We start from the raw sequence: 18,760 nt of genomic DNA, 5'->3' as shown, positions 1-18,760 counted from the left end.
CATGCCGGTGAGCGGGCTCGGGGTCTATGACACGCAGAACATCTTCGCCCGCATCCTGCGCGGCGAGATCCCCTGCGCGACAGTGTACGAGGACGAGTACGCGCTCGCCTTCCACGACATCGCGCCGCGCGCGCCGGTGCATGTGCTGGTGATCCCGAAGGGCGCGTGGGTGTCGTTCGCCGACTTCTCAGAGGGCGCGCCGGAGGCCGAGATCGCCGGCTTCATCCGCGCCGTCGGCCGTGTTGCGCGCCAGCTCGGTCTCGAGGAGCCGGGCTACAGGTTGTTGTCCAACATGGGCGCGCATGGTGGCCAGGAAGTACCGCATCTGCACGTGCACCTGTTCGGCGGCGGACCGTTGGGGCCGATGCTGGTGCCGGAAGCGGCAGGAGTGGACTAGGGTCAAAACCCAATCAGCCGGACAGCCGGGTTTGGTGGTTAGCGGTCATTGGTCGATCTATCGCAAGACGATTGAGTCTGGTCCTCGCACCTCTCTCCAGGTTTCAATAGCTAAATGCTCAGACATCATATTGAGCAGGACTGTGCCGTTGATCGTTGCATCAACTGGGAAGATGACGTTCATGCCAGTTACGCCGCTCTCCCAGGTAAGTCCGTCTCGGATTTCTGCTTCTGTGACACCCTCTCTTTTGAAGGCTGTCACTATCTGCCACTCTCCGCCGGCAAGACGGTAAGAGCCCTCAATAAAACCCATGTCTTCCGACATGACGAGGTCCCAGGTAATCTCTGCATCCACGGTTTTGCCGCAACGTGGCGGATGTATGTCTCGGGCTAATGTTTCACCTATATGAGTGCAGTCGGCAATGGGTCGATTGCAGACCCGATTGAGTTTTGTCCCTAGGGACTGTTCGTGCCTGAATCTGCTCGGCGCCGTCGAGCATTATGCCGTCTCCCGGAATGCGGCCTGGAAACCGACGGGGAAGCATTGAGCGGCGCTTGAGCCGTTGATCGAGGCGTACAGGCCAGTGCGGAGTCTCCAGAATGGAGTGATTTGGCGTGCGTTGCTGAAGGCTTTGGTGCCGTGGCGGAAGGCCGTCCAGACGTTCATCCGGTGGTACAGGCTCGCCGTCTGGGAGCGGCTCCTGATCCTGGCGCAGAGACCAGGTGTGAAGCTGGGCATTATGTTCCTCTACGGAATCAACATCCGCTCCCATGAGAAGGCCGCAGGAGCGACGGGACCGCGGACACGCCAGCGCAACGAGATGAAGGTGAGGCAGTGGGCCAGTCTCAAAGCCGCTTCGGCATCAAAGCTTGGGTGACTACTGACGCCACCGGCAGGGCAGTCGCCTCCGTCATGTCGCCGGGCCAGCACCACGAGCTACCTTGGGCCATGCCGTTGCCGGACAAGCTCCCCGGCGCGACAGGGTGGGTGGTTGCGGACCAAGGTGCAGCAGCCATGCCTGTTGCAAGCACATACGGCGCCTGGGTGCGCGCCCGGTTATCCGAACCTCGTCGAAACGAGGAGGTGCTGTCCTGCCCGTCCTGGTTCTACACCAAGCGCAACCAGGTCGAGCGACCATGGGCTCGACTGGAAGAGTGGCGTGCAGTTGCAAACCGCCGGGCAAAACCGTGCAGATTCTTCATGCGGGTGCTCCGTCCCGCCGCTGCGTGCGATGGGGCAGGCTCTGGCAGAGTCAGATCAAAGGCCCGCGGTGTTCGTCTGCATCACAAGGGCTTCGGCATGTGCGGATTTGAAAAGACGTGATCTACATCGAGACAGAGCGGCTCGTGCTGCAGACCCCAGGCGCAGCAGATCTGCCCGCATATTTGGCATACCGAAACGAGCCGACGGCGCTAGCTGCGCAGCGAATGGGCGCAATCGAGAAAGAAGAAGCCCGAGCGTTCCTGCAAGCACAAGAGGAACTTCTGGAAGCGGCGACCGGATGGCGAATGCTGGGGATCAGGGAAAAGGAAAAGCTCGATGACGGAATTGTCGGTGAGGTCGGCGTGTTCCTGCACCCGGGGCAGCCGGAAGGCGACATGGGGTGGTGGCTGCATCCCCGGAAGCGCGGACTGGGAATAGCAACTGAGGCGGCGCGGGCATTGCTCGACTGGTGCTTCGCCGACCGTCGGCTGCACCGGGTGACCTCAGGCTGCCTGGTCGATAATGCAGAATCGTTCAGGCTGATGACCAGGCTGGGGATGCGGCTGGAGACGCGTTCAATCGAGAGCCGAAGGTTGGGAGAGGATTGGTACGACGAGATCGGGTGTGCGCTGCTACGCCGGGAGTGGGCGAAAGCCTGATGACCCGGCTCGTCGGACGTCACGGCGTCCCTCCGATCACGGAGAGCCCGCTGCTGCCGCCCGTAGCGCTGCCTGAATCGCACGCGTGAGCTCGATCTCGTCGTACGGCTTGCGCACGGTCACTGCGTGCGCCACCGCTCCGGTCAGGCTGTCCGTCGCGGTCTCCGCGCCCGTCGCGAACACCAGGCCGAGCTTGGGCTGCCGGGCCGCCGCGCGCCTGGCCAGGTCCACTCCATTGATCCCGGGCAGGCCGAGGTCGGTGACCAGCACGTCGATCGTCGTGGTCTCCAGGGTCGCCAGTGCGAGCTCGGCACTCGCCGCCTGCACCACCGTATGCCCGCGGCCGGCCAGCAGCTCGGCGGTGTTTTCGCGGATCAGCGTGTCATCCTCGACCAGCAGCAGCCGCAACGCCGTCTCGGCCGGGCGGGGCGAGGCGCCGGCGGGTGTCGCCGCGTGTGGCTCCGGACGCTGGTGCTCCGAGCCCTGTGACTCCGAACCCTGCGACTCCGACCCCTGGGGCGACGGCAAGACCTGCCGCAGCTTCCGTGCCAGGGCTTCGCGTGTGTACGGCTTGGACAGCAATTCCACGCCCGCATCGAGCCGGCCGCCATGCACGATCGCGTTCTCGGTGTAGCCCGACGTGAACAGCACCGCGAGGCGAGGCAGCAGCTGGCGCGCCCGGGCCGCCAGTTCCGGACCACGCATCGCCCCCGGCATCACCACGTCGGTGAACAGCAGGTCCACCGGCACGCCGCTCTCCAGCACGGTCAACGCGCCCTCGCCATCGCGTGCCTTCAACACGCGGTAGCCCAGCTCGGCCAGCATCGCGATCACCGTCTCGCGCACGCCGTCATGATCCTCGGCGACCAGGATGGTCTCGGTGCCACCCTGCACCGGCCCCGCGGCGGTCTCCTCGACACGGTCCTCGGCATCGCGGGTGCGCGGCAGATAGAGCCGCACCGTCGTGCCGTGCCCCGGTTCGCTGTAGATCTTGATGTGGCCGCCGGACTGCTTGACGAAGCCGTACACCATCGACAGCCCGAGCCCGGTGCCCTTGCCCTCCGGCTTGGTCGAGAAGAACGGCTCGAACACCTGCTCGACGATCTCGGGCGTCATGCCGGTGCCGGTGTCGGTGACCGCGACCATCACGTAGTCGCCGGGCTCGATTTCGCTGTGCCGGTCGGCGTACTGCGCGTCGAGCTGCGCATTGGCCGCCTCGATGACGAGGGTGCCATGGTTGTCCATCGCGTCCCGCGCGTTGATCGCCAGGTTGAGCAGCGCGTTCTCCATCTGCGCCGGGTCGATCAGGGTGTTCCACAGCCCGTCCGCCATCCGCGTGGCGATCTCGACGCGTTCGCCGAGCGACCGCCGCAGCATGTCGTCGAGGCCGGCGATCAGGTGGCCGACATTGACCACCTTGGGTTCCAGCGGCTGCCGGCGGCTGAACGCCAGCAGCTGGTTCGACAGCTTGGCGCCGCGAGCCACACCCTCAAGCGCGTTGCCGATCCGCCGTGTCGCGCGCTCGTTGCCGACCAGGTCGCGGGCCAGCAGCTGCAGGTTGCCGCCGATCACCTGCAGCAGGTTGTTGAAATCATGCGCGACGCCGCCGGTCAGCTTGCCGATCGCCTCCATCTTCTGCGACTGCCGGAGTTGCGCCTCGGCCTCCGCGCGCTCGGCGATGGCGGCCGCCACCTGCTGTTTCAACGAGGCGGAGCGGTGACGCTCCTCGGCGAGCACGCGGGCGGTCGAAAGCGATGCCGAGAGCTGGGCGGCCAGCAGCTCGGAGTAGCGGCGGTAATCGTCGGTCGGCCGCACCCGACGGTTCTTGGCCAGCACCAGAACACCGGCCGGATCGCGACCCGCATGCAGCGCCAAAAGCACCACCCGCTCGGCGGCGGCGGCGGGAGGATCGATCACGAACCGGCGCAGCAGCGTCTCCACCTGGCCGGTGCGATCGACCCGTACCAGCGCGCGCGCCCTCTCGTCCTCGCCGCTCTCCGCATCGGGCGGGATGACGCCGAGCCCGGCATCGACGATGCCGCCATGCGTCGCCGCCAGCCACAGGGTGCCGTCCTGCCGGCGCAGATACACCAGCGCATACGGGGTGTCCGACTGCTCGCCGCCCGGGAGCACGCCCACGAAGCTGCGGGCCGCCTCCTCGGCGGTCTCGACGCCGTGCCTGAGCGACAGCACCCGCAGCGTGTTCAGCCGGCGCTCGTCGGTGATCCGCCGGGTCTGGTCGCTGACGATGCAGAACACGCCCTCGACCTGGCCCCCGGCGCCGCGGATCGGGTTGTACGAGATGTCGAAGAAGGTGTCCTCGATGAAGCCGTGCCGATCCTGTGGGAACAGGTAGCCGCCCTGCTCGAGCGGCGTTCCGGTCTGCCGCACGCCTTCCAGCAGCGGCTCCAGCATGTCCCACAGCGCCGACCAGCCCTCGCGCGCCGGACGGCCGAGCGCTGCCGGATGGTTGGCGCCGATCGATGGGGTGTAGGCGTCGTTGTAGAACGCGACCAGCTCGGGGCCCCAGAACAGGCAGATCTGCGCGCGCGACGGCAGCAGCAGGCTGATCGCGGCCTTCAGGCTCTCGGGCCACCCTGCCGGCTCGCCGAGCGAGGATCTGGACCAGTCCATCGCCCGCAGCAGCATCCCGGCATCGCCGCCGCCGGCCAGGAAGTCGGTTTCGGTCCCGTCATGCGAGACATCGTTCGACGCGTGCATGACGGATCCGGTTCGGGCTGAAGTGTCCACGGACCATCATTCGGAGAAAATCCCGCGCCGGGCAACAGCCGGCGTGCCCGCGATGATCTGCCTACCGGGCAGTAACACGACTCGCCCCGCCGATGTCGTTACGGTATCGTTATGGGAAGCCGATCCCAGAGGAGCATGACCATGCGCCGCCTTGCCCTGACGATCGGCCTGCTGGTGGCTTTCGGCGCCGGCATGGGCGTGACGGTCGCGCTCTCCGACCCATGCGGGGACACCCAGTCGCAGTCGCAGGCGAACGCGCGCTAGCCGGGAATTCGTCGGCTGTCCGGTGAGCGCCTGCGTTTCGCCGGGAAACCCGTCATTTCGCCGTAGTCGGCGCCTCGCGTTCGCCGTTTGGTGCCTCGCCGCCGCCGCTTCAGTCAACGATAACCGCGTCACGTGAATCGCCAGGGGGTCGGCACATGCAGAATATCGCCATCATCGGGGCCGGCAAGATCGGGACGATGATCGCCGAGCTGTTGTCGGCCTGCGGCAGCTACGCGGTGACGGTGCTCGATCGCGACGCCGACCATCTTGCCAAGCTCGTCACCAGCCATCCGATCGAGCGCCACCAGATCGACATCGCCGACGAGACCGCGCTGACCGAGGCGTTGCGCGGCAAGTTCGCGGTGCTGAATGCCGGGCCGTTCCAGCTCACCACCAGGATCGCCAGCGCTGCCAAGGTCGCCGGCGCGCATTATCTTGACCTCACCGAGGACGTCGCCAGCACCCGCGTGGTGCGCGGGCTTGCCGAGAATTCGGCGACCGCGTTCGTGCCGCAATGCGGCCTGGCGCCCGGCTTCATCACCATCGTGGCGCACGACCTGACGCTGCGTTTCGACAGCCTGGCCGACGTCCGCATGCGGGTGGGCGCCTTGCCGCAGTTCCCGTCGAACTCGCTCGGCTACAACCTGACCTGGAGCACCGACGGCGTCATCAACGAGTACTGCGAGCCGTGCGAGGCGATCGTCGATGGCGTGCTGCGCTCGACCACGCCGCTCGACGATCTCGAGCATTTCGCCCTCGACGGCATCACCTACGAGGCGTTCAACACCTCGGGCGGCCTGGGCTCGCTCTGCGACACGCTCGCCGGCAAGGTGCAGAACCTCAACTACCGCACCATCCGCTATCCCGGCCACGCGGCGATCATGCGCACGCTGCTGAACGATCTCGGGCTGCGCCACCGCCGCAAGCTGCTCAAGGACATCCTGGAGACCTCGATCCCGATCACCATGCAGGACGTGGTGATCGTGTTCGTGACGGTGACCGGGCAGCGTGGCGGCCGGCTGATGCAGGAGAGCTACGCCAACCACATCCGCTCGGCCGAGATCGGCGGCGTGACCCGCAGCGCCATCCAGATCACCACCGCGTCCGGCATCTGCACGGTGCTCGACATGCTGGCGGAGGGTAAGCTCGCCAACCGCGGCCTGGTGCTGCAGGAGGAGATCGCGCTGCCGGACTTCCTGGCCAACCGCTTCGGGCGCAACTACCAGCAGCCACACCACGTGGCCTGAACCTGCCCGCGACACGTGCCGCCCGACTTCGACCAGGAACCATCCGCATGACCGCATCCGACCAGACCACCCAGGCCGTTGCTGCCGAGGTGACCCGCCTGCTGACCGGCTTCGGCGTCGATCCGGCGCGGCTCGCGGGCGGCACCCTGGTGGCACGCTCGCCGCTGACCGGCGGGGAAACCGCCCGCCTGGTCGAGACCGATCGCGCCGCCGCCGCCGCCGCCATCGAGCGTTCGCACGCTGCCTTCCTGGCCTGGCGGGGTGTGCCGGCACCGCGTCGCGGCGAGCTGGTCAGGCTGCTCGGCGAGGAGCTGCGCGCGGCCAAGGACGAGCTCGGCCGGCTGGTGACGCTCGAGGCCGGCAAGGTGACGTCGGAGGGCCTGGGCGAGGTCCAGGAGATGATCGACATCTGCGACTTCGCGGTCGGGCTGTCGCGGCAGCTGTACGGCCTGACCATCGCCACCGAGCGGCCGATGCACCGGATGATGGAGACCTGGCACCCGGTCGGCGTGGTCGGCATCATCTCGGCATTCAATTTCCCTGTGGCCGTCTGGGCCTGGAACGCGGCGCTGGCGCTGGTGTGCGGCAACAGCGTGGTGTGGAAGCCGTCGGAAAAGACCCCACTCACCGCGGTGGCCGTGCAGGCGCTGTTCGAGCGCGCCCGCCTGCGGTTCGGAGCCGAGGCGCCGGCCGACCTGTCGACGCTGCTGATCGGCGGGCAGGGTGTCGGCGAGGCGCTGGTCGAGCACCGGCGGGTCGCCCTGGTATCGGCGACCGGCTCGACGGCGATGGGTCGCAAGGTGGCACCTAAGCTCGCGGCACGGTTCGCCCGGCAGATCCTGGAGCTCGGCGGCAACAACGCGGCGATCGTCTCGCACACCGCCGACCTCGACCTGGCGTTGCGCGGCGTCGCGTTTGCGGCAATGGGCACGGCCGGACAGCGCTGCACCACGTTGCGTCGGCTGTTCGTGCAGGAGAATGTGTACGAGGCGTTCACGGCGCGTCTCAAATCCGCGTACGGCTCGGTGCGGGTCGGCGATCCGCGCGCGCCCGGCGTGCTGGTCGGACCGCTGATCGACCGCGCCGCGTTCGAGGGCATGCAGGCAGCCCTCGACGAGGCGCGCGCGGCTGGCGGCGTGGTGACCGGCGGCGAGCGCGTCGAGATGGCGGGCGAGGATGCGTTCTATGTCCGCCCGGCGCTGGTCGAGTTCACCGCCGAGACGGTGCAGCCGGCGGTCATGCAGCGCGAGACCTTTGCGCCAATTCTCTATGTGATGCGCTACCACACCGTCGAGGAAGCAATCGGCCTGCAGAACGACGTCGCGGCCGGCCTGTCCTCGTCGATCTTCACCCGCGACCTGCACGAAGCCGAGCGGTTCCTGTCCGTCGAGGGATCGGATTGCGGCATCGCCAACGTCAATATCGGGCCCTCCGGTGCGGAGATCGGTGGCGCCTTCGGAGGCGAGAAGGACACCGGCGGCGGTCGCGAGTCCGGCTCCGACAGCTGGCGCGCGTACATGCGCCGCGCCACCAACACGATCAATCATGGCAACGCGCTGCCGTTGGCGCAGGGTGTCGTGTTCGACGTCTGAGCATCGCCAGCCCGGGGCGACGTTTATGATGAAGTCATGACGTTGTTCACGCCCCGGTTACCTTCCGTCCCGCCATCGGCGATGCTGCCGCCTTCGAGGTGGAACAGTCCGGCAGGATCTGGAGGCGGCGCATGGCAATCGGTGGCGGCAATCGGGACGGCCTGCGGCGTGTAGCCGGACCCGGACGGCGATCAGTCCGTCATGGGTTCGCATCGTGAAGCTGCCCTCGCTCTCCGGCATCCCCGCACTTCCCAAGGGTCCGCAGCTGCCGGCGCAGAACTTCGCGTCGCCGTCCGGTCCGAAGTGGCTGGGGAGCAAGGCCGACCAGGCGAAGGCGCTCAAGGCGGCCGGCCAGGACAAGGTCGATAATTACGACATCGCGATGCAGGCGGTCTCGATCGTCCTGGGGACCGTCGATGCCGAGGCCTACAAGGAGCCGATCAAGACCATCGGCTACGGCCTGCAGGCGGGCGTCGACAGCATGAAGGGCATCGAGGCCAGCGGCGGCGAGGCCCTGAAGAAGCTGAGCAAGAAGCGGAACCCGTTCTTCGACCAGCACGACGTCGAGATTGGACAAACGAGCCCGGTGACGCAGGATTATCTGAGCAGCCGACGCTGGAAGAAGATGGGCGGCAGTGCGGTGCAGGCGTTCGGCACCCTGAGTTCGTTGATTCCGCACATGGTCGGCGTGAACGTGACCGGAGCGGTCTATCACGGCGACGCGACACGCCTGACTGCGCATCACATGGCCAAGGTCGGCTACATCGCGGCAAAGTACAGCGACCAGAAGGAGGTCCAGGATTTCTGCCGGCTGGTCGAGGCGGCCAAGGCGGCCAAGCTGTCGATCCGCGGCGCGCAGCTGGTCGGCTCGATCATCCCGCTGGCGTCGCTGCCCACCACGATCGCGGCGGCTGCCTTGAAGGCCGGCATCAAGCTGACCAGCGCCGGCGCCTGTTACGCCGCAGCCTCGGCGATCCACTGGAAGGCTTACGAGGAGCAGGGGTATTTCGAGGAGATCGAGCTGCAGGACTTCACCCTGCCGCCGGTCAGGCCGACGGCGCCGCTGACGATGGCTCCATCCGCGACAGGATCCACCGGGGCGCAGAAGCCGTTGCCGCCGATCCCGAAGCCGCTGCCGCCATTGCCGCCGAAGAAGTCGATCCTCGGGAGCCGCGGCGGCGCAGGGGCGGGGCCGGCCTCCGGCATCTTCTGGGAGATCTTCACCAAGCGCGGCGCAACCCGGGCGTTCGGGAAATATGACATCCAGGCCCTGGTGAAGGAGCCGGCGGGCTGGATGGCACTCGCCGACAAGCTGCTGTTGATCTGAGGCGTGTGCCCGGCCGGGCTGCTGCCTGCTCCGGCCGGGCCGCGGTTCTAGAGGCGGCCGCGCTCGTCTCGTTCGGCAGCCCGCTCGGCGTGTTCGCCATGCTGGTTGGTCAGGTCGGGCGCCGGGTCGGCATCGATCGCCTGCACGCGCTCGATATCGGGCCCGGACTGGACGCTGGTGGTGGCAGCCGGCTCGACGTTTTCCGCACCCGCGCGCGTTCCGCCCAGCTTGTCCACGCTCCCGGCATCCGGTGCGTCGGGCTTCTTGTGGTTGCCGGTGTTCTGCTGGCCAGCGGTGTGGAGGATGCCCTCCTCGGTGTGCTCTTCGGTCATCGCGGTCTCCTTCTCGGGAGTGGTAACGCCGCCCGGTCGGGGAGTTGCGGCGCGTGACCGGCGCTACCCGGGGGCGCTACCCGGGGGCGAAGCTCTGCACCAGGCTGCCGGCGACCAGGTGCCAGCCATCGATCAGAACGAAGAAGATCAGCTTGAACGGCAGCGAGATCGAACTCGGCGGCAGCATCATCATGCCGAGGCTCATCAGCACGCTGCTGACCACGATGTCGATGACCAGGAACGGCAGATAGAGCAGGAACCCCATCTCGAAGCCGCGCCGAAGCTCGCCGATCATGAAGGCCGGCACCAGCGTGCGCCAGGGCGTGTCGGCCGCGGTGGGCGGGACCGGCAGCTTGGCGATGTCGAGGAACAGCCGCAGGTCCGGCGGTCGCACGTTGGCCAGCATGAAGTGGCGGAACGGCTCGGCGGCAGCCTGCAGCCCGTCGAACTCGCTGACCTTGCCGCTCATCAGGGGCACGATCCCGCCGTCCCATGACTGCTGCAGGACCGGCTGCATCACGAAGAACGTCAGGAACAACGCAAGCCCGATCAGCACCGTGTTCGGCGGCGTGCCCTGGGCGCCGAGCGCACTGCGGAGCAGCGACAGCACGATGACGATCCGGGTGAAGGCGGTCACCATCACCATCAGGCTCGGCGCCAGCGACAGCAGCGTGATCAGCGCGGTCAGCTGCACCAGGCGCCCGGTGGCACCGGCCTCGCCCGAGTGGCCGAGATCGATACTCACGGCCTGGGCGTGCGCCGCCACCGGGAGCAGCACCAGCGACAGCCCGAGCAGGACCAATGCTGCGAGGATGCCTCTCACGATGACATCTCCAGCCCGGGCCATGACGGCGTCTCCGGCCCCGGTGGTGCCTGCGGCCAGACAAGCATCACGTCGGTGACGCCGCCGGTCAGCACGAGCACCTGGCCGGACCCGCATCCGACCAGATGCAGCCGGCGCCTGCCGTCGAGTGCCAACTGGCCGGCCAGGATCAGCGGCGTGTTCGCCGGACGCAGGCGCCCCATGCCGACGAACCGGCTGCCGAACCGCAGCAGTACGATCAGGCCGATCACGAGGGCGAGTGCGCCCGCTGCACTCAGCAGGTCGGTCATTGGCATGCGGGGCGGCCTTTTGCCGGTGGATGTGTCGAGCCGCACCATGACCCGCCGCAGCTTAAGAAAAGGTTAGCGGCGCCGGGATTCGCGGTTAACGGTTCAGCAAGGAGTTGCGGTCATTCTGCATCGACGGGCGCGATTGGCGCTGCGGACCGAGAGGAGTGTCCACCATGAGTGACGGTCAGACCGATCTCCTGAGCCTGGCAGCGAGCCGGCTCAGTTGGCTGGATGATCGTCAGCGCGTGCTTGCCCGCAACATCGCCAATTCCGATACCCCGGGCTTCGTGCCGCGTGACGAGATGTCGTTCAGCAAGAGCCTTGCCAATCTGCAGGTGGCACCGGTGCAGACCGACCCGAGGCACTTGGCCGGCAACATGGAAATCGCCAACACCGTTGCGGTGCGGCCGCGCCAGCGCTCGATCGACGGCAATGCGGTGGCACTCGACGACCAGATGACCAAGGTTGCCGACACCGAAACGCAGCAGCGCCTGGTGACCAATCTGTATGGCAAATACATGAGCATGTACGCCATGGCGCTCGGAAAAGGCTGATGGATATCTTCGATGCCATGGGCGTGTCGGCGTCGGGGATGGACGCGCAGAGCCTGCGACTTCGCGTCATTGCCGAAAACATCGCCAATGTCGACACCACCGGATCTACGCCCGGCGCTGATCCGTACCGCCGCAAGACCATCACCTTTGGCGAAACGATCGATCACGCAACTGGCGAACCGTCGGTCAACGTCAAGACCATCGGCAAGGATATGGCCGCGTTCCCCACGCGCTACGATCCGTCGCATCCGGCCGCGGATGCCGCGGGCTACGTCAAGACACCGAACGTGAGTAGTTTCGTCGAGATGATGGACATGCGTGAAGCCGAGCGGTCCTACAGCGCCAACCTCAATGTCATGCAGGCGACACGCTCGATGATGACGCGCGCGATCGATCTGCTGAAATGAGCGACCTGCGGGCACTCACCGCACCTTCCGCCGCTGCCAGTGCGTATGCGCGCGTGCAGGGCCAGTCCGGCCTCGGCGGCATCGGCGCGGATGGTGCGGGGGACGTCACGGGTGTCGGCAGCGCGGCCGGCTCCGGTTTCGGCGACACGCTGGCCAAGGCGCTGCAGGGTGTCGTGCAGACCGGGCAGGCGGCCGACGTTGCGTCGGCGAAAGGTATTTCCGGCGAAGGCAGCCTGACCGACGTGGTGATGGCGGTTTCGCGCGCGCAACTGGCACTGCAATCCACGACCGCGATCCGCGACCGCGTGGTGCAGGCGTACCAGGACATCATGAAGATGTCGATCTGAACACGAGGATCGGGCGCGGCCCGGTTCCGGCGGATATGCAACCAGGAGGGATGCGATGCAGGAAGGTGATGTCGGGCTGATCTTGCGTGACATGTTCATGGTGGTGCTGAAGCTTTCGGCACCGGCGCTGGTGGCGGCCCTGGTGGTGGGCCTGATCATCTCGCTGATCCAGGCAGTGACACAGCTCAACGAGTCGACGCTGGCTTTCGTGCCGAAGCTGCTGGCGCTCGGGCTCGCGCTGACGATCGCCGGTCCATTCATGTTCGTGACGCTGACCGACTACACGCACATGCTGTTCGACCGGCTGATCGCGTCCGGCGGCCAGTGATGCGATCGGGCGCGCGGCCACACGCCGATGCATGACGAGCTGCTGCTGGCATCACTGCCGGGCTGGGCGTTCGGCTTCGCCATCGTGCTGTCGCGCGTAAGCGCCGCGATCATGGTGCTGCCCGGGCTCGGCGAGAGCGATACGCCGATGGTGGTGCGGGCGGGTCTCGCGCTGTCGATCACCGCGTTGATCCTGCCGGCGGTCGCGTCGCTGATCCCGCCGGTCGGCGAGCAGCCGCTTCGAGTGCTGGCGCTGGTTGGCGGCGAGTTGTTGTGCGGCCTGCTGCTCGGCTGGCTCGCCAGGCTGATGGCGCTGGCATTGCCGATCGCCGGCCAGATCGCCGCAGTGCAGATCGGGCTGTCGAGCGTGCTGCAGCCTGACCCCGAGCTCGGTGCCCAGAGCAGCGGCACCAGCCGGCTGCTGGCACTCGCCGGTCCGGTGCTGATCCTCTCTTCGGGCCTGTATGCGCTCCCGCTCGGCGCCCTGGCCGGCAGCTACCGGGTTTTCGCGCCGGGCCATCTGCTGCCGGCGGGTGACGCGGCCGAGAGTGTTGCGGTCGCGACGACGGCCTGTTTCGCGCTGGCCCTGCGCCTTGCGGCCCCGCTGGTGATCGCCGGGCTGGTCTGGCAGGTGATGCTCGGGTTGCTGGCCCGGCTGGTGCCGTCGCTGCAGGTCTATTCGCTCGCCATGCCTGGGCAGGTGCTGGGCGGTTTGCTGGTGTTCGGCCTGGTGCTGCAGCGGATGCTGGAAGCCTGGATGTCGAGCATCTCGACCGCCTTCGCCTCGCTACCGGGCCTTTGACCTCGCATGGCCGGCGCCGACAGCGACGATCGGACGCAGGCCCCTTCGCAGAAGCGTCTGGAGAGTGCGCGTGCCGAGGGGCAGGTCGCGCTGTCCCGCGAGTTGCAGTCGGTGACGGTGATCGGGTGTGCGTTGCTGGCGCTGGTGATGACCGGCCCGTCCCGGACGATGCACTTCATCATCACGATGAAGCAGCTGATGAGCGGCGTCGGCGGTGTCGACATGACCGCCGGGGGCGCCGGTTTCATCCGCGAGATGCTGATGCTCGGTGTCGGACTGGGGGCGCCGGTGATCCTGTCGGCGGTGACCGGCCTGGTGCTCGTCACGCTGCTGCAGACCGGGTTCCTGCTCAACATGGGCGGGCTGATGCCGCAGCTCGGCCGGATCAGTCCGGCCAAGGGACTGAAGCGCATCGTCGGCGGCGACAACCTGATGGAAACGCTGAAAGCCTCCATCAAACTGATGGCGTTTGCGCTGGCGCTTCGCCAGGTGCTGGAAGGGCTTTGGCCGGTGTTCCTCGGCTCGACCGGCTGGGACGCGGGCACTCTCGCCAACCGCACCGCCGGGATCGTGCTGCACGCGCTGCTGATGCTGCTGGCCGTACAGGGGGTGATCGCCGTTCTCGATGTGGGTTGGGTCCGCTACCGGCACAGCTCCAAGCTGCGCATGAGCCGGCAGGAACTGCGCGACGAGCACCGGGAGAGCGACGGCGACCCGCAGGTGAAGGCCCGTCTCCGCCAGATCAGGCGCCAACGCTCGAGGCGGCGGATGATGGCGGCGGTTCCCAAGGCGACCGTGGTGATCGTCAACCCGACGCACTATGCGGTGGCGCTGGCCTACGACAACGGCGGCAAGGGCGCGCCGCGGATCGTTGCACGGGGCGTCGACGAGCTCGCTGCCCGGATCCGTGCCGTCGCCGAGGAGAACAAGGTGCCGGTGGTGACCAACCCGCCCTTGGCCCGGGCACTCTATACCGTGCCGCTCGATCAGGAGATCCCGCGCGAGCACTTCCAGGTTGTCGCCGGCATCATCGCCTATGTGTGGCGCCTGCAGCGCCCGCCGCCCGGAGCGCAGCCGATCCGCTAGCCGTAAGAAAGCCTGACAGGACAGTGAAATCCCTGGCAATCGGGAGGCTTGTGCACTATTTGTTCACGTAGTAGATCAGCTGGATCGCCCATCAATCGGAGGCGGACGATCATTCCGGCATGCGATTGATAACGTCGCCGTGATATGGGTGGCGTCAGCACGCACAGGTCACGTGTGCTGCCGCTTCGGCGCCTGCTGCGGTAAGCTTCGGCCAAACGACTCGTGGGCGGGTATGCGCCTCAAGGAGCAGACATGGACAAGAGCAAGGCGCTCGAAGGCGCTCTCACCCAGATCGAGCGGGCCTTCGGCAAGGGCTCGATCATGCGCATGGGGCAGCGCACCAACGACAATGTGGACGTCGTCTCGTCGGGCTCGCTGGGACTCGACATAGCGCTCGGCATCGGTGGCCTGCCGCGTGGCCGGGTGGTCGAGATCTACGGTCCGGAAAGCTCGGGCAAGACCACGATGGCGCTGCATGCTATCGCCGAAGCGCAGAAGAAGGGCGGCACCTGCGCCTTCATTGATGCCGAGCACGCGCTCGATCCGGGCTATGCCCGCAAGCTCGGCGTCGACATCGACAGCCTGCTGATCAGCCAGCCGGATGCCGGCGAGCAGGCGCTCGAGATCGCCGACACGCTGGTGCGGTCGGGTGCGATCGATGTGCTGGTGGTGGACAGCGTCGCCGCCCTGGTGCCGCGGGCCGAGCTCGATGGCGACATGGGCGACAACCACATGGGCCTGCATGCGCGGCTGATGAGCCAGGCGCTGCGCAAGCTTACCGGCACGGTGTCGCGCTCCAACACCATGATCATCTTCCTGAACCAGATCCGGATGAAGATCGGCGTGATGTTCGGCAGCCCGGAGACCACCACCGGCGGCAACGCGCTCAAGTTCTACGCCTCGGTGCGCCTGGACATCCGCCGCATCGGCCAGATCAAGGAGCGCGACGAGATCGTCGGCAACCAGACCCGCGTGAAGGTGGTGAAGAACAAGATGGCGCCGCCGTTCAGGCAGGTCGAGTTCGACATCATGTATGGCGAGGGCGTCAGCAAGATGGGCGAGCTGATCGATCTCGGCGTGAAGGCGAACATCGTCGAGAAGTCCGGCGCCTGGTTCAGCTACGACAGTACCCGGATCGGCCAGGGCCGCGAGAACTCCAAGCAGTTCCTGCGCGACCACCCGGAGATGGCAGCGGCGATCGAAGCCAAGATCCGGCAGCAGTCAGGCGTCGTCGCCAACGCGCTGATGGTTGCGCCGGAGGAGCAGGAAGCCGCCGACTGACGACCACCTTCAGGGCGGACGACGGACCTACTCGGCCGTCGATCCGTCCTGATGCTGGCGGTGCGCAGGCGGTCGAGCCAGCCGAAAGCTGCCCTTGCCCATCATCGCCAGCAAGCGCTCGAACGAGGGCTGGACGACCGGCTCGCGGGAATGGCGGTCTATGGTTCGGGTCGGCCGATCCGCGGCCATGAGTGCGCTGATGATTGTCGAGCCTGCGGCAAGGTGGCGTTGCATCGTCGATGGACTCCGGCTGGTTCCCAAACCTAGTCGGTATTGATACTCATTCGCAAGTAGCGTTCGGTGGGTTGCCGCCATGCCCGGCAGGTGCGATTTTCCGGCCTGCACGATTGCAGGCGTGCCGACGCGCGGGCGTCGGCCCAGCGGGATAGAGACATGGCCAAGATCAAGGTGAAGGAACCCGTCGTAGAGCTCGACGGCGACGAGATGACTCGGATCATCTGGAGCTTCATCAAGGAGAAGCTGATCGTCCCGTATCTCGACATCGACCTGAAATACTACGATCTCGGCATCGAGTATCGCGACCAGACCGACGACCAGGTCACCATCGACTCCGCCCACGCGATCAAGACCTACGGCGTCGGCGTGAAGTGCGCGACGATCACCCCGGACGAGGCCCGCGTCGCCGAGTTCAAGCTCAAGAAGATGTGGCGCAGCCCGAACGGCACCATCCGCAACATCCTCGACGGCACGATCTTCCGCGAGCCGATCATCTGCTCCAACGTGCCGCGCCTGGTGCCGCACTGGACCCAGCCGATCGTCATCGGCCGCCACGCGTATGGCGACATCTACCGCGCCGCCGAGACCAAGATCCCCGGGCCGGGCAAGGTGATGCTGACCTACCACCCGACCGATGGCGGCACCCCGATCGAGCTCGAGGTGCACGACTTCAAGGGTCCGGGCGTCGCCCTCGGCATCCACAACACCAAGCACTCGATCGAGGGCTTCGCGCGCGCCAGCTTCAATTACGGCCTGTCGCGCAAGTTGCCGGTGTATCTGTCGACCAAGAACACGATCCTCAAGGCCTATGACGGCATGTTCAAGGACGTGTTCGAGGAGATCTTCAACGCCGAGTTCAAGACCCAATTCGACGCGCTCGGCCTGACCTACGAGCACCGCCTGATCGACGACATGGTCGCCTGCGCGATCAAGTGGTCCGGCGGCTATGTCTGGGCTTGCAAGAACTATGACGGCGACGTCGAGAGCGACATCGTGGCGCAAGGCTTCGGCTCGCTCGGGCTGATGACCTCGGTGCTGCTCTCGCCCGACGGCAACACTGTGGAGTCCGAGGCGGCGCACGGCACCGTGACGCGCCACTACCGCGAGCACCAGAAGGGCCGGCAGACCAGCACCAACCCGATCGCCTCGATCTTCGCCTGGACCCGCGGCCTGATCTACCGCGGCCGCTTCGACGACACTCCCGACGTGACGCACTTCGCCGAGACGCTGGAGAAGGTGTGCATCGACACGGTCGAAGCCGGCTTCATGACCAAGGATCTGTCGGTGTTGATCGGCTCCGACCAGAAGTGGCTGACCACGCAGGACTTCCTCGCCAAGATCGACGAGAACCTGCAGAAGGCGTCGGCAAGAACCTAGACGGCGGCAGCCGGGACCGTCCTTGCACTGACCTGGAGCACGTCCTCGGCGGCGTGCTCCTCGTTTCGGATCTGTGCGAGGGCGGTCTGCCAGTACTGGTCGTTGTGGCCGTGCGGTCGCCCTTCCAGATCCCAGAGCCGGTAGGCCCGCAGCCTGACCCGCTCGTCGTTCTTCCTGGCTTCTTCGGACATGGTCAGCCTCACTCCCAGCGGCGCGACGTCATCCTGCGAATGCTCGGACAACCAGGCGGAACCGGCCCCGGGCACGTGTCAGGTCTCAGACTCGCCGCGTCGGTAGGGTGAGAGAGTGGCGAGCTCTTCCATTTCCTCGAGCCGCGCCGCACGCTCCTGCACCAGGTAGTCCGCCACCGCGTCACGCAGCCCCGGATGGCCGATCCAGTGCGCCGAGTAGGTCGGCTTCGGCAGGTAGCCGCGCTGGATCTTGTGCTCGCCCTGCGCGCCGGCTTCGACGCGCCTGAGCCCGCGCTCGATGGCGAAATCGATCGCCCGGTAATAGCACAACTCGAAATGCAGGAACGGCCAGTCGCCGACGCAGCCCCAGTTGCGGCCATACAGCGCGTCCCCGCCCATCAGGTTGAGCGCACCCGCAACGGGCACGCCGTCATGTTCGGCCAGCATCAGCACCACCCGGTCGCCGAGGCGCTCCGACAGCAGCGGGAAGAATTTCGCCGTGAGGTAGGCGCTGCCCCATTTGCGGTCGATCGTCGACAGGTAGAAGCGGTGGAACGCCGCCCAGTGCTCGCGCGTGATCTCGGCACCCTGGAGGGTGCGGAAGACCAGCCCACACGCATTGGCGTCACGCCGCTCACGTCGCAGCACCTTGCGCTTGCGAGAGCTCAGCGCGCCAAGGAAATCGTCGAAGCTGGTGTAGCCGTCATTCTCCCAGTGGAACTGGGTCCCGAGCCGCTGCAGCCAGCCTTGCGCGCCAAGCGTCTCATACTCCGCCTCGCGGCAGAACGTGACATGCACCGACGACAGCGACAGCTCCTCGCACGCCTGGGCCAGCGCCTGGCCGAGGGCCGCGGTCATCGCCTCGGGCGGGTAGCCGCTATCCGGATTGACCAGCAGGCGAGGGCCCGGCACCGGACTGAACGGCGAGGCCACTTGCAGCTTCGGGTAGTACCGCCCGCCGGCACGCTCGAACGCCTGCGCCCAGCCGCCATCGAACACGTATTCGCCGTACGAGTGCGACTTCGCATACATCGGCGCCACCGCCAGCAGCCGCCCGCCTTGGTCGCGCAACGCAGCATGCTGCGGCTGCCAGCCCGTGCGTCTCCCGGTCGAGCCGCTATCCTCGATCGCCGACAGGAAGGCGTGGCTGACGAACGGGTTGTCGTCGCCGGCACAGGCATCCCACTCGCCCGGCTCGATCGCGGAAATCGCCGCATGCAGGGAGAGCGAGAGAGAAGGTGCCTGATCAGCCATTACGCCGATATG

At 66.8% G+C, this 18,760-nt stretch carries 22 protein-coding genes and 1 pseudogene; 15 read left to right on the top strand and 8 right to left on the bottom strand.

The features are described 5' to 3' along the window. The first annotated feature begins 1 nt into the window (after position 1). Positions 2–397, top strand: coding sequence for a histidine triad nucleotide-binding protein (locus ACOEQ2_RS05185; RefSeq protein WP_419730317.1), 396 nt, complete (start codon positions 2–4; stop codon positions 395–397). Positions 398–454: 57 nt separating this feature from the next. On the opposite strand, the gene ACOEQ2_RS05180 is transcribed toward ACOEQ2_RS05185, so the two are convergent. Beyond that, positions 455–721 (bottom strand): hypothetical protein, encoded by a 267-nt coding sequence (locus ACOEQ2_RS05180; RefSeq protein WP_419730316.1) that lies wholly within the window; start codon positions 719–721, stop codon positions 455–457. Positions 722–959: 238 nt separating this feature from the next. Here ACOEQ2_RS05180 and ACOEQ2_RS05175 point away from each other — a divergent pair. After that, positions 960–1,630: pseudogene (locus ACOEQ2_RS05175) on the top strand (IS5 family transposase); the annotation flags it as partial. Positions 1,631–1,716: 86 nt separating this feature from the next. Beyond that, complete coding sequence (locus tag ACOEQ2_RS05170; protein ID WP_419730315.1) at positions 1,717–2,259, top strand: GNAT family N-acetyltransferase; 543 nt, start codon at positions 1,717–1,719, stop codon at positions 2,257–2,259. A gap of 36 nt (positions 2,260–2,295) precedes the next feature. On the opposite strand, the gene ACOEQ2_RS05165 is transcribed toward ACOEQ2_RS05170, so the two are convergent. Then, positions 2,296–4,980 carry a response regulator gene (locus tag ACOEQ2_RS05165; RefSeq protein ID WP_419730314.1) on the bottom strand — a complete coding sequence of 895 codons (2,685 nt, stop codon included), beginning with the start codon at positions 4,978–4,980 and terminating at the stop codon, positions 2,296–2,298. Between the two features lie 171 nt (positions 4,981–5,151). Here ACOEQ2_RS05165 and ACOEQ2_RS05160 point away from each other — a divergent pair, with 171 nt between their 5' ends. The 4 genes from ACOEQ2_RS05160 (at position 5,152) to ACOEQ2_RS05145 (ending at position 9,440) form a co-directional block, all read left to right on the top strand. Beyond that, positions 5,152–5,274 carry a hypothetical protein gene (locus tag ACOEQ2_RS05160; RefSeq protein ID WP_419730313.1) on the top strand — a complete coding sequence of 41 codons (123 nt, stop codon included), beginning with the start codon at positions 5,152–5,154 and terminating at the stop codon, positions 5,272–5,274. 155 nt (positions 5,275–5,429) lie between these two features. Beyond that, positions 5,430–6,521, top strand: coding sequence for a saccharopine dehydrogenase C-terminal domain-containing protein (locus tag ACOEQ2_RS05155; protein ID WP_419730312.1), 1,092 nt, complete (start codon positions 5,430–5,432; stop codon positions 6,519–6,521). Between the two features lie 47 nt (positions 6,522–6,568). Continuing rightward, entirely contained in the window at positions 6,569–8,113 is a 1,545-nt protein-coding gene (locus ACOEQ2_RS05150; RefSeq protein WP_419730311.1) for an aldehyde dehydrogenase family protein, read from the top strand. A gap of 214 nt (positions 8,114–8,327) precedes the next feature. Beyond that, entirely contained in the window at positions 8,328–9,440 is a 1,113-nt protein-coding gene (locus ACOEQ2_RS05145; RefSeq protein ID WP_419730310.1) for a hypothetical protein, read from the top strand. 47 nt (positions 9,441–9,487) lie between these two features. Here the strand turns inward: ACOEQ2_RS05145 and ACOEQ2_RS05140 are convergent, their stop codons facing one another. From ACOEQ2_RS05140 to ACOEQ2_RS05130, 3 genes are all read right to left on the bottom strand, one after another. Further along, positions 9,488–9,772: a hypothetical protein gene (locus tag ACOEQ2_RS05140; protein ID WP_419730309.1), complete on the bottom strand. Its 285-nt coding sequence runs from the start codon at positions 9,770–9,772 to the stop codon at positions 9,488–9,490. A 76-nt stretch (positions 9,773–9,848) separates the two neighbouring features. Then, positions 9,849–10,619, bottom strand: coding sequence for a flagellar type III secretion system pore protein FliP (gene fliP, locus ACOEQ2_RS05135; protein ID WP_419730308.1), 771 nt, complete (start codon positions 10,617–10,619; stop codon positions 9,849–9,851). Further along, complete coding sequence (locus ACOEQ2_RS05130; protein WP_419730307.1) at positions 10,592–10,891, bottom strand: hypothetical protein; 300 nt, start codon at positions 10,889–10,891, stop codon at positions 10,592–10,594. The genes fliP and ACOEQ2_RS05130 overlap by 28 nt, the downstream gene beginning before the upstream one ends. 167 nt (positions 10,892–11,058) lie before the next feature. Between ACOEQ2_RS05130 and ACOEQ2_RS05125 the strand changes: the two genes are divergently transcribed. From ACOEQ2_RS05125 to recA, 7 genes are all read left to right on the top strand, one after another. Next, positions 11,059–11,439, top strand: a complete 381-nt coding sequence (locus tag ACOEQ2_RS05125) for a flagellar basal body rod protein FlgB (RefSeq protein ID WP_419730306.1) — start codon at positions 11,059–11,061, stop codon at positions 11,437–11,439. Continuing rightward, a complete protein-coding gene (gene flgC, locus ACOEQ2_RS05120) occupies positions 11,439–11,846 on the top strand; it encodes a flagellar basal body rod protein FlgC (protein WP_419730305.1) in 408 nt (135 codons plus the stop codon). Before ACOEQ2_RS05125 ends, flgC begins: the two co-directional genes overlap by 1 nt. Further along, on the top strand, positions 11,843–12,193 hold the full coding sequence (locus tag ACOEQ2_RS05115) for a flagellar hook-basal body complex protein FliE (RefSeq protein WP_419730304.1): 351 nt from the start codon (positions 11,843–11,845) through the stop codon (positions 12,191–12,193). Before flgC ends, ACOEQ2_RS05115 begins: the two co-directional genes overlap by 4 nt. 55 nt (positions 12,194–12,248) lie before the next feature. Next, entirely contained in the window at positions 12,249–12,521 is a 273-nt protein-coding gene (gene fliQ, locus ACOEQ2_RS05110; RefSeq protein WP_419730303.1) for a flagellar biosynthesis protein FliQ, read from the top strand. Positions 12,522–12,548: 27 nt separating this feature from the next. Then, complete coding sequence (locus tag ACOEQ2_RS05105) at positions 12,549–13,322, top strand: flagellar biosynthetic protein FliR (RefSeq protein ID WP_419730302.1); 774 nt, start codon at positions 12,549–12,551, stop codon at positions 13,320–13,322. 6 nt (positions 13,323–13,328) lie between these two features. Continuing rightward, positions 13,329–14,408 carry an EscU/YscU/HrcU family type III secretion system export apparatus switch protein gene (locus ACOEQ2_RS05100; RefSeq protein ID WP_419730301.1) on the top strand — a complete coding sequence of 360 codons (1,080 nt, stop codon included), beginning with the start codon at positions 13,329–13,331 and terminating at the stop codon, positions 14,406–14,408. Between the two features lie 252 nt (positions 14,409–14,660). Beyond that, a complete protein-coding gene (gene recA, locus ACOEQ2_RS05095; RefSeq protein WP_419730300.1) occupies positions 14,661–15,689 on the top strand; it encodes a recombinase RecA in 1,029 nt (342 codons plus the stop codon). A 27-nt stretch (positions 15,690–15,716) separates the two neighbouring features. On the opposite strand, the gene ACOEQ2_RS05090 is transcribed toward recA, so the two are convergent. Continuing rightward, positions 15,717–15,923, bottom strand: a complete 207-nt coding sequence (locus ACOEQ2_RS05090) for a hypothetical protein (protein WP_419730299.1) — start codon at positions 15,921–15,923, stop codon at positions 15,717–15,719. Between the two features lie 159 nt (positions 15,924–16,082). Between ACOEQ2_RS05090 and ACOEQ2_RS05085 the strand changes: the two genes are divergently transcribed. After that, positions 16,083–17,303 (top strand): NADP-dependent isocitrate dehydrogenase, encoded by a 1,221-nt coding sequence (locus tag ACOEQ2_RS05085; RefSeq protein ID WP_419730298.1) that lies wholly within the window; start codon positions 16,083–16,085, stop codon positions 17,301–17,303. Here the strand turns inward: ACOEQ2_RS05085 and ACOEQ2_RS05080 are convergent. Both ACOEQ2_RS05080 and ACOEQ2_RS05075 read right to left on the bottom strand, forming a co-directional pair. Next, positions 17,300–17,494: a DUF2934 domain-containing protein gene (locus ACOEQ2_RS05080; RefSeq protein WP_419730297.1), complete on the bottom strand. Its 195-nt coding sequence runs from the start codon at positions 17,492–17,494 to the stop codon at positions 17,300–17,302. The genes ACOEQ2_RS05085 and ACOEQ2_RS05080 overlap by 4 nt on opposite strands. 78 nt (positions 17,495–17,572) lie before the next feature. Continuing rightward, positions 17,573–18,748 (bottom strand): GNAT family N-acetyltransferase, encoded by a 1,176-nt coding sequence (locus ACOEQ2_RS05075; RefSeq protein ID WP_419730296.1) that lies wholly within the window; start codon positions 18,746–18,748, stop codon positions 17,573–17,575. Positions 18,749–18,760 lie beyond the last annotated feature (12 nt).

It is taken from the genome of Lichenicola sp. (genome assembly GCF_965198575.1).
Lineage (GTDB): Bacteria > Pseudomonadota > Alphaproteobacteria > Acetobacterales > Acetobacteraceae > Lichenicola.
Note: the sequence above shows the minus strand (reverse complement) of the source record. Positions and strands in the feature narration are given on the sequence as shown.

What these genes read in the sequence shown, in the direction of transcription:
- ACOEQ2_RS05090 (WP_419730299.1), bottom strand. Translation starts at nt 15,923, where the DNA reads ATGCAACGCCACCTTGCCGCAGGCTCGACAATCATCAGCGCACTCATG.
- ACOEQ2_RS05180 (WP_419730316.1), bottom strand. Translation starts at nt 721, where the DNA reads ATGTCGGAAGACATGGGTTTTATTGAGGGCTCTTACCGTCTTGCCGGC.
- ACOEQ2_RS05080 (WP_419730297.1), bottom strand. Translation starts at nt 17,494, where the DNA reads ATGTCCGAAGAAGCCAGGAAGAACGACGAGCGGGTCAGGCTGCGGGCC.
- ACOEQ2_RS05125 (WP_419730306.1), top strand. Translation starts at nt 11,059, where the DNA reads ATGAGTGACGGTCAGACCGATCTCCTGAGCCTGGCAGCGAGCCGGCTC.
- ACOEQ2_RS05165 (WP_419730314.1), bottom strand. Translation starts at nt 4,980, where the DNA reads ATGCACGCGTCGAACGATGTCTCGCATGACGGGACCGAAACCGACTTC.
- ACOEQ2_RS05150 (WP_419730311.1), top strand. Translation starts at nt 6,569, where the DNA reads ATGACCGCATCCGACCAGACCACCCAGGCCGTTGCTGCCGAGGTGACC.
- ACOEQ2_RS05115 (WP_419730304.1), top strand. Translation starts at nt 11,843, where the DNA reads ATGAGCGACCTGCGGGCACTCACCGCACCTTCCGCCGCTGCCAGTGCG.
- ACOEQ2_RS05085 (WP_419730298.1), top strand. Translation starts at nt 16,083, where the DNA reads ATGGCCAAGATCAAGGTGAAGGAACCCGTCGTAGAGCTCGACGGCGAC.
- ACOEQ2_RS05105 (WP_419730302.1), top strand. Translation starts at nt 12,549, where the DNA reads ATGCATGACGAGCTGCTGCTGGCATCACTGCCGGGCTGGGCGTTCGGC.
- flgC (WP_419730305.1), top strand. Translation starts at nt 11,439, where the DNA reads ATGGATATCTTCGATGCCATGGGCGTGTCGGCGTCGGGGATGGACGCG.
- ACOEQ2_RS05185 (WP_419730317.1), top strand. Translation starts at nt 2, where the DNA reads ATGCCGGTGAGCGGGCTCGGGGTCTATGACACGCAGAACATCTTCGCC.
- ACOEQ2_RS05075 (WP_419730296.1), bottom strand. Translation starts at nt 18,748, where the DNA reads ATGGCTGATCAGGCACCTTCTCTCTCGCTCTCCCTGCATGCGGCGATT.
- ACOEQ2_RS05155 (WP_419730312.1), top strand. Translation starts at nt 5,430, where the DNA reads ATGCAGAATATCGCCATCATCGGGGCCGGCAAGATCGGGACGATGATC.
- fliQ (WP_419730303.1), top strand. Translation starts at nt 12,249, where the DNA reads ATGCAGGAAGGTGATGTCGGGCTGATCTTGCGTGACATGTTCATGGTG.
- ACOEQ2_RS05140 (WP_419730309.1), bottom strand. Translation starts at nt 9,772, where the DNA reads ATGACCGAAGAGCACACCGAGGAGGGCATCCTCCACACCGCTGGCCAG.
- ACOEQ2_RS05160 (WP_419730313.1), top strand. Translation starts at nt 5,152, where the DNA reads ATGCGCCGCCTTGCCCTGACGATCGGCCTGCTGGTGGCTTTCGGCGCC.
- ACOEQ2_RS05130 (WP_419730307.1), bottom strand. Translation starts at nt 10,891, where the DNA reads ATGCCAATGACCGACCTGCTGAGTGCAGCGGGCGCACTCGCCCTCGTG.
- ACOEQ2_RS05100 (WP_419730301.1), top strand. Translation starts at nt 13,329, where the DNA reads ATGGCCGGCGCCGACAGCGACGATCGGACGCAGGCCCCTTCGCAGAAG.
- recA (WP_419730300.1), top strand. Translation starts at nt 14,661, where the DNA reads ATGGACAAGAGCAAGGCGCTCGAAGGCGCTCTCACCCAGATCGAGCGG.
- fliP (WP_419730308.1), bottom strand. Translation starts at nt 10,619, where the DNA reads ATGGCCCGGGCTGGAGATGTCATCGTGAGAGGCATCCTCGCAGCATTG.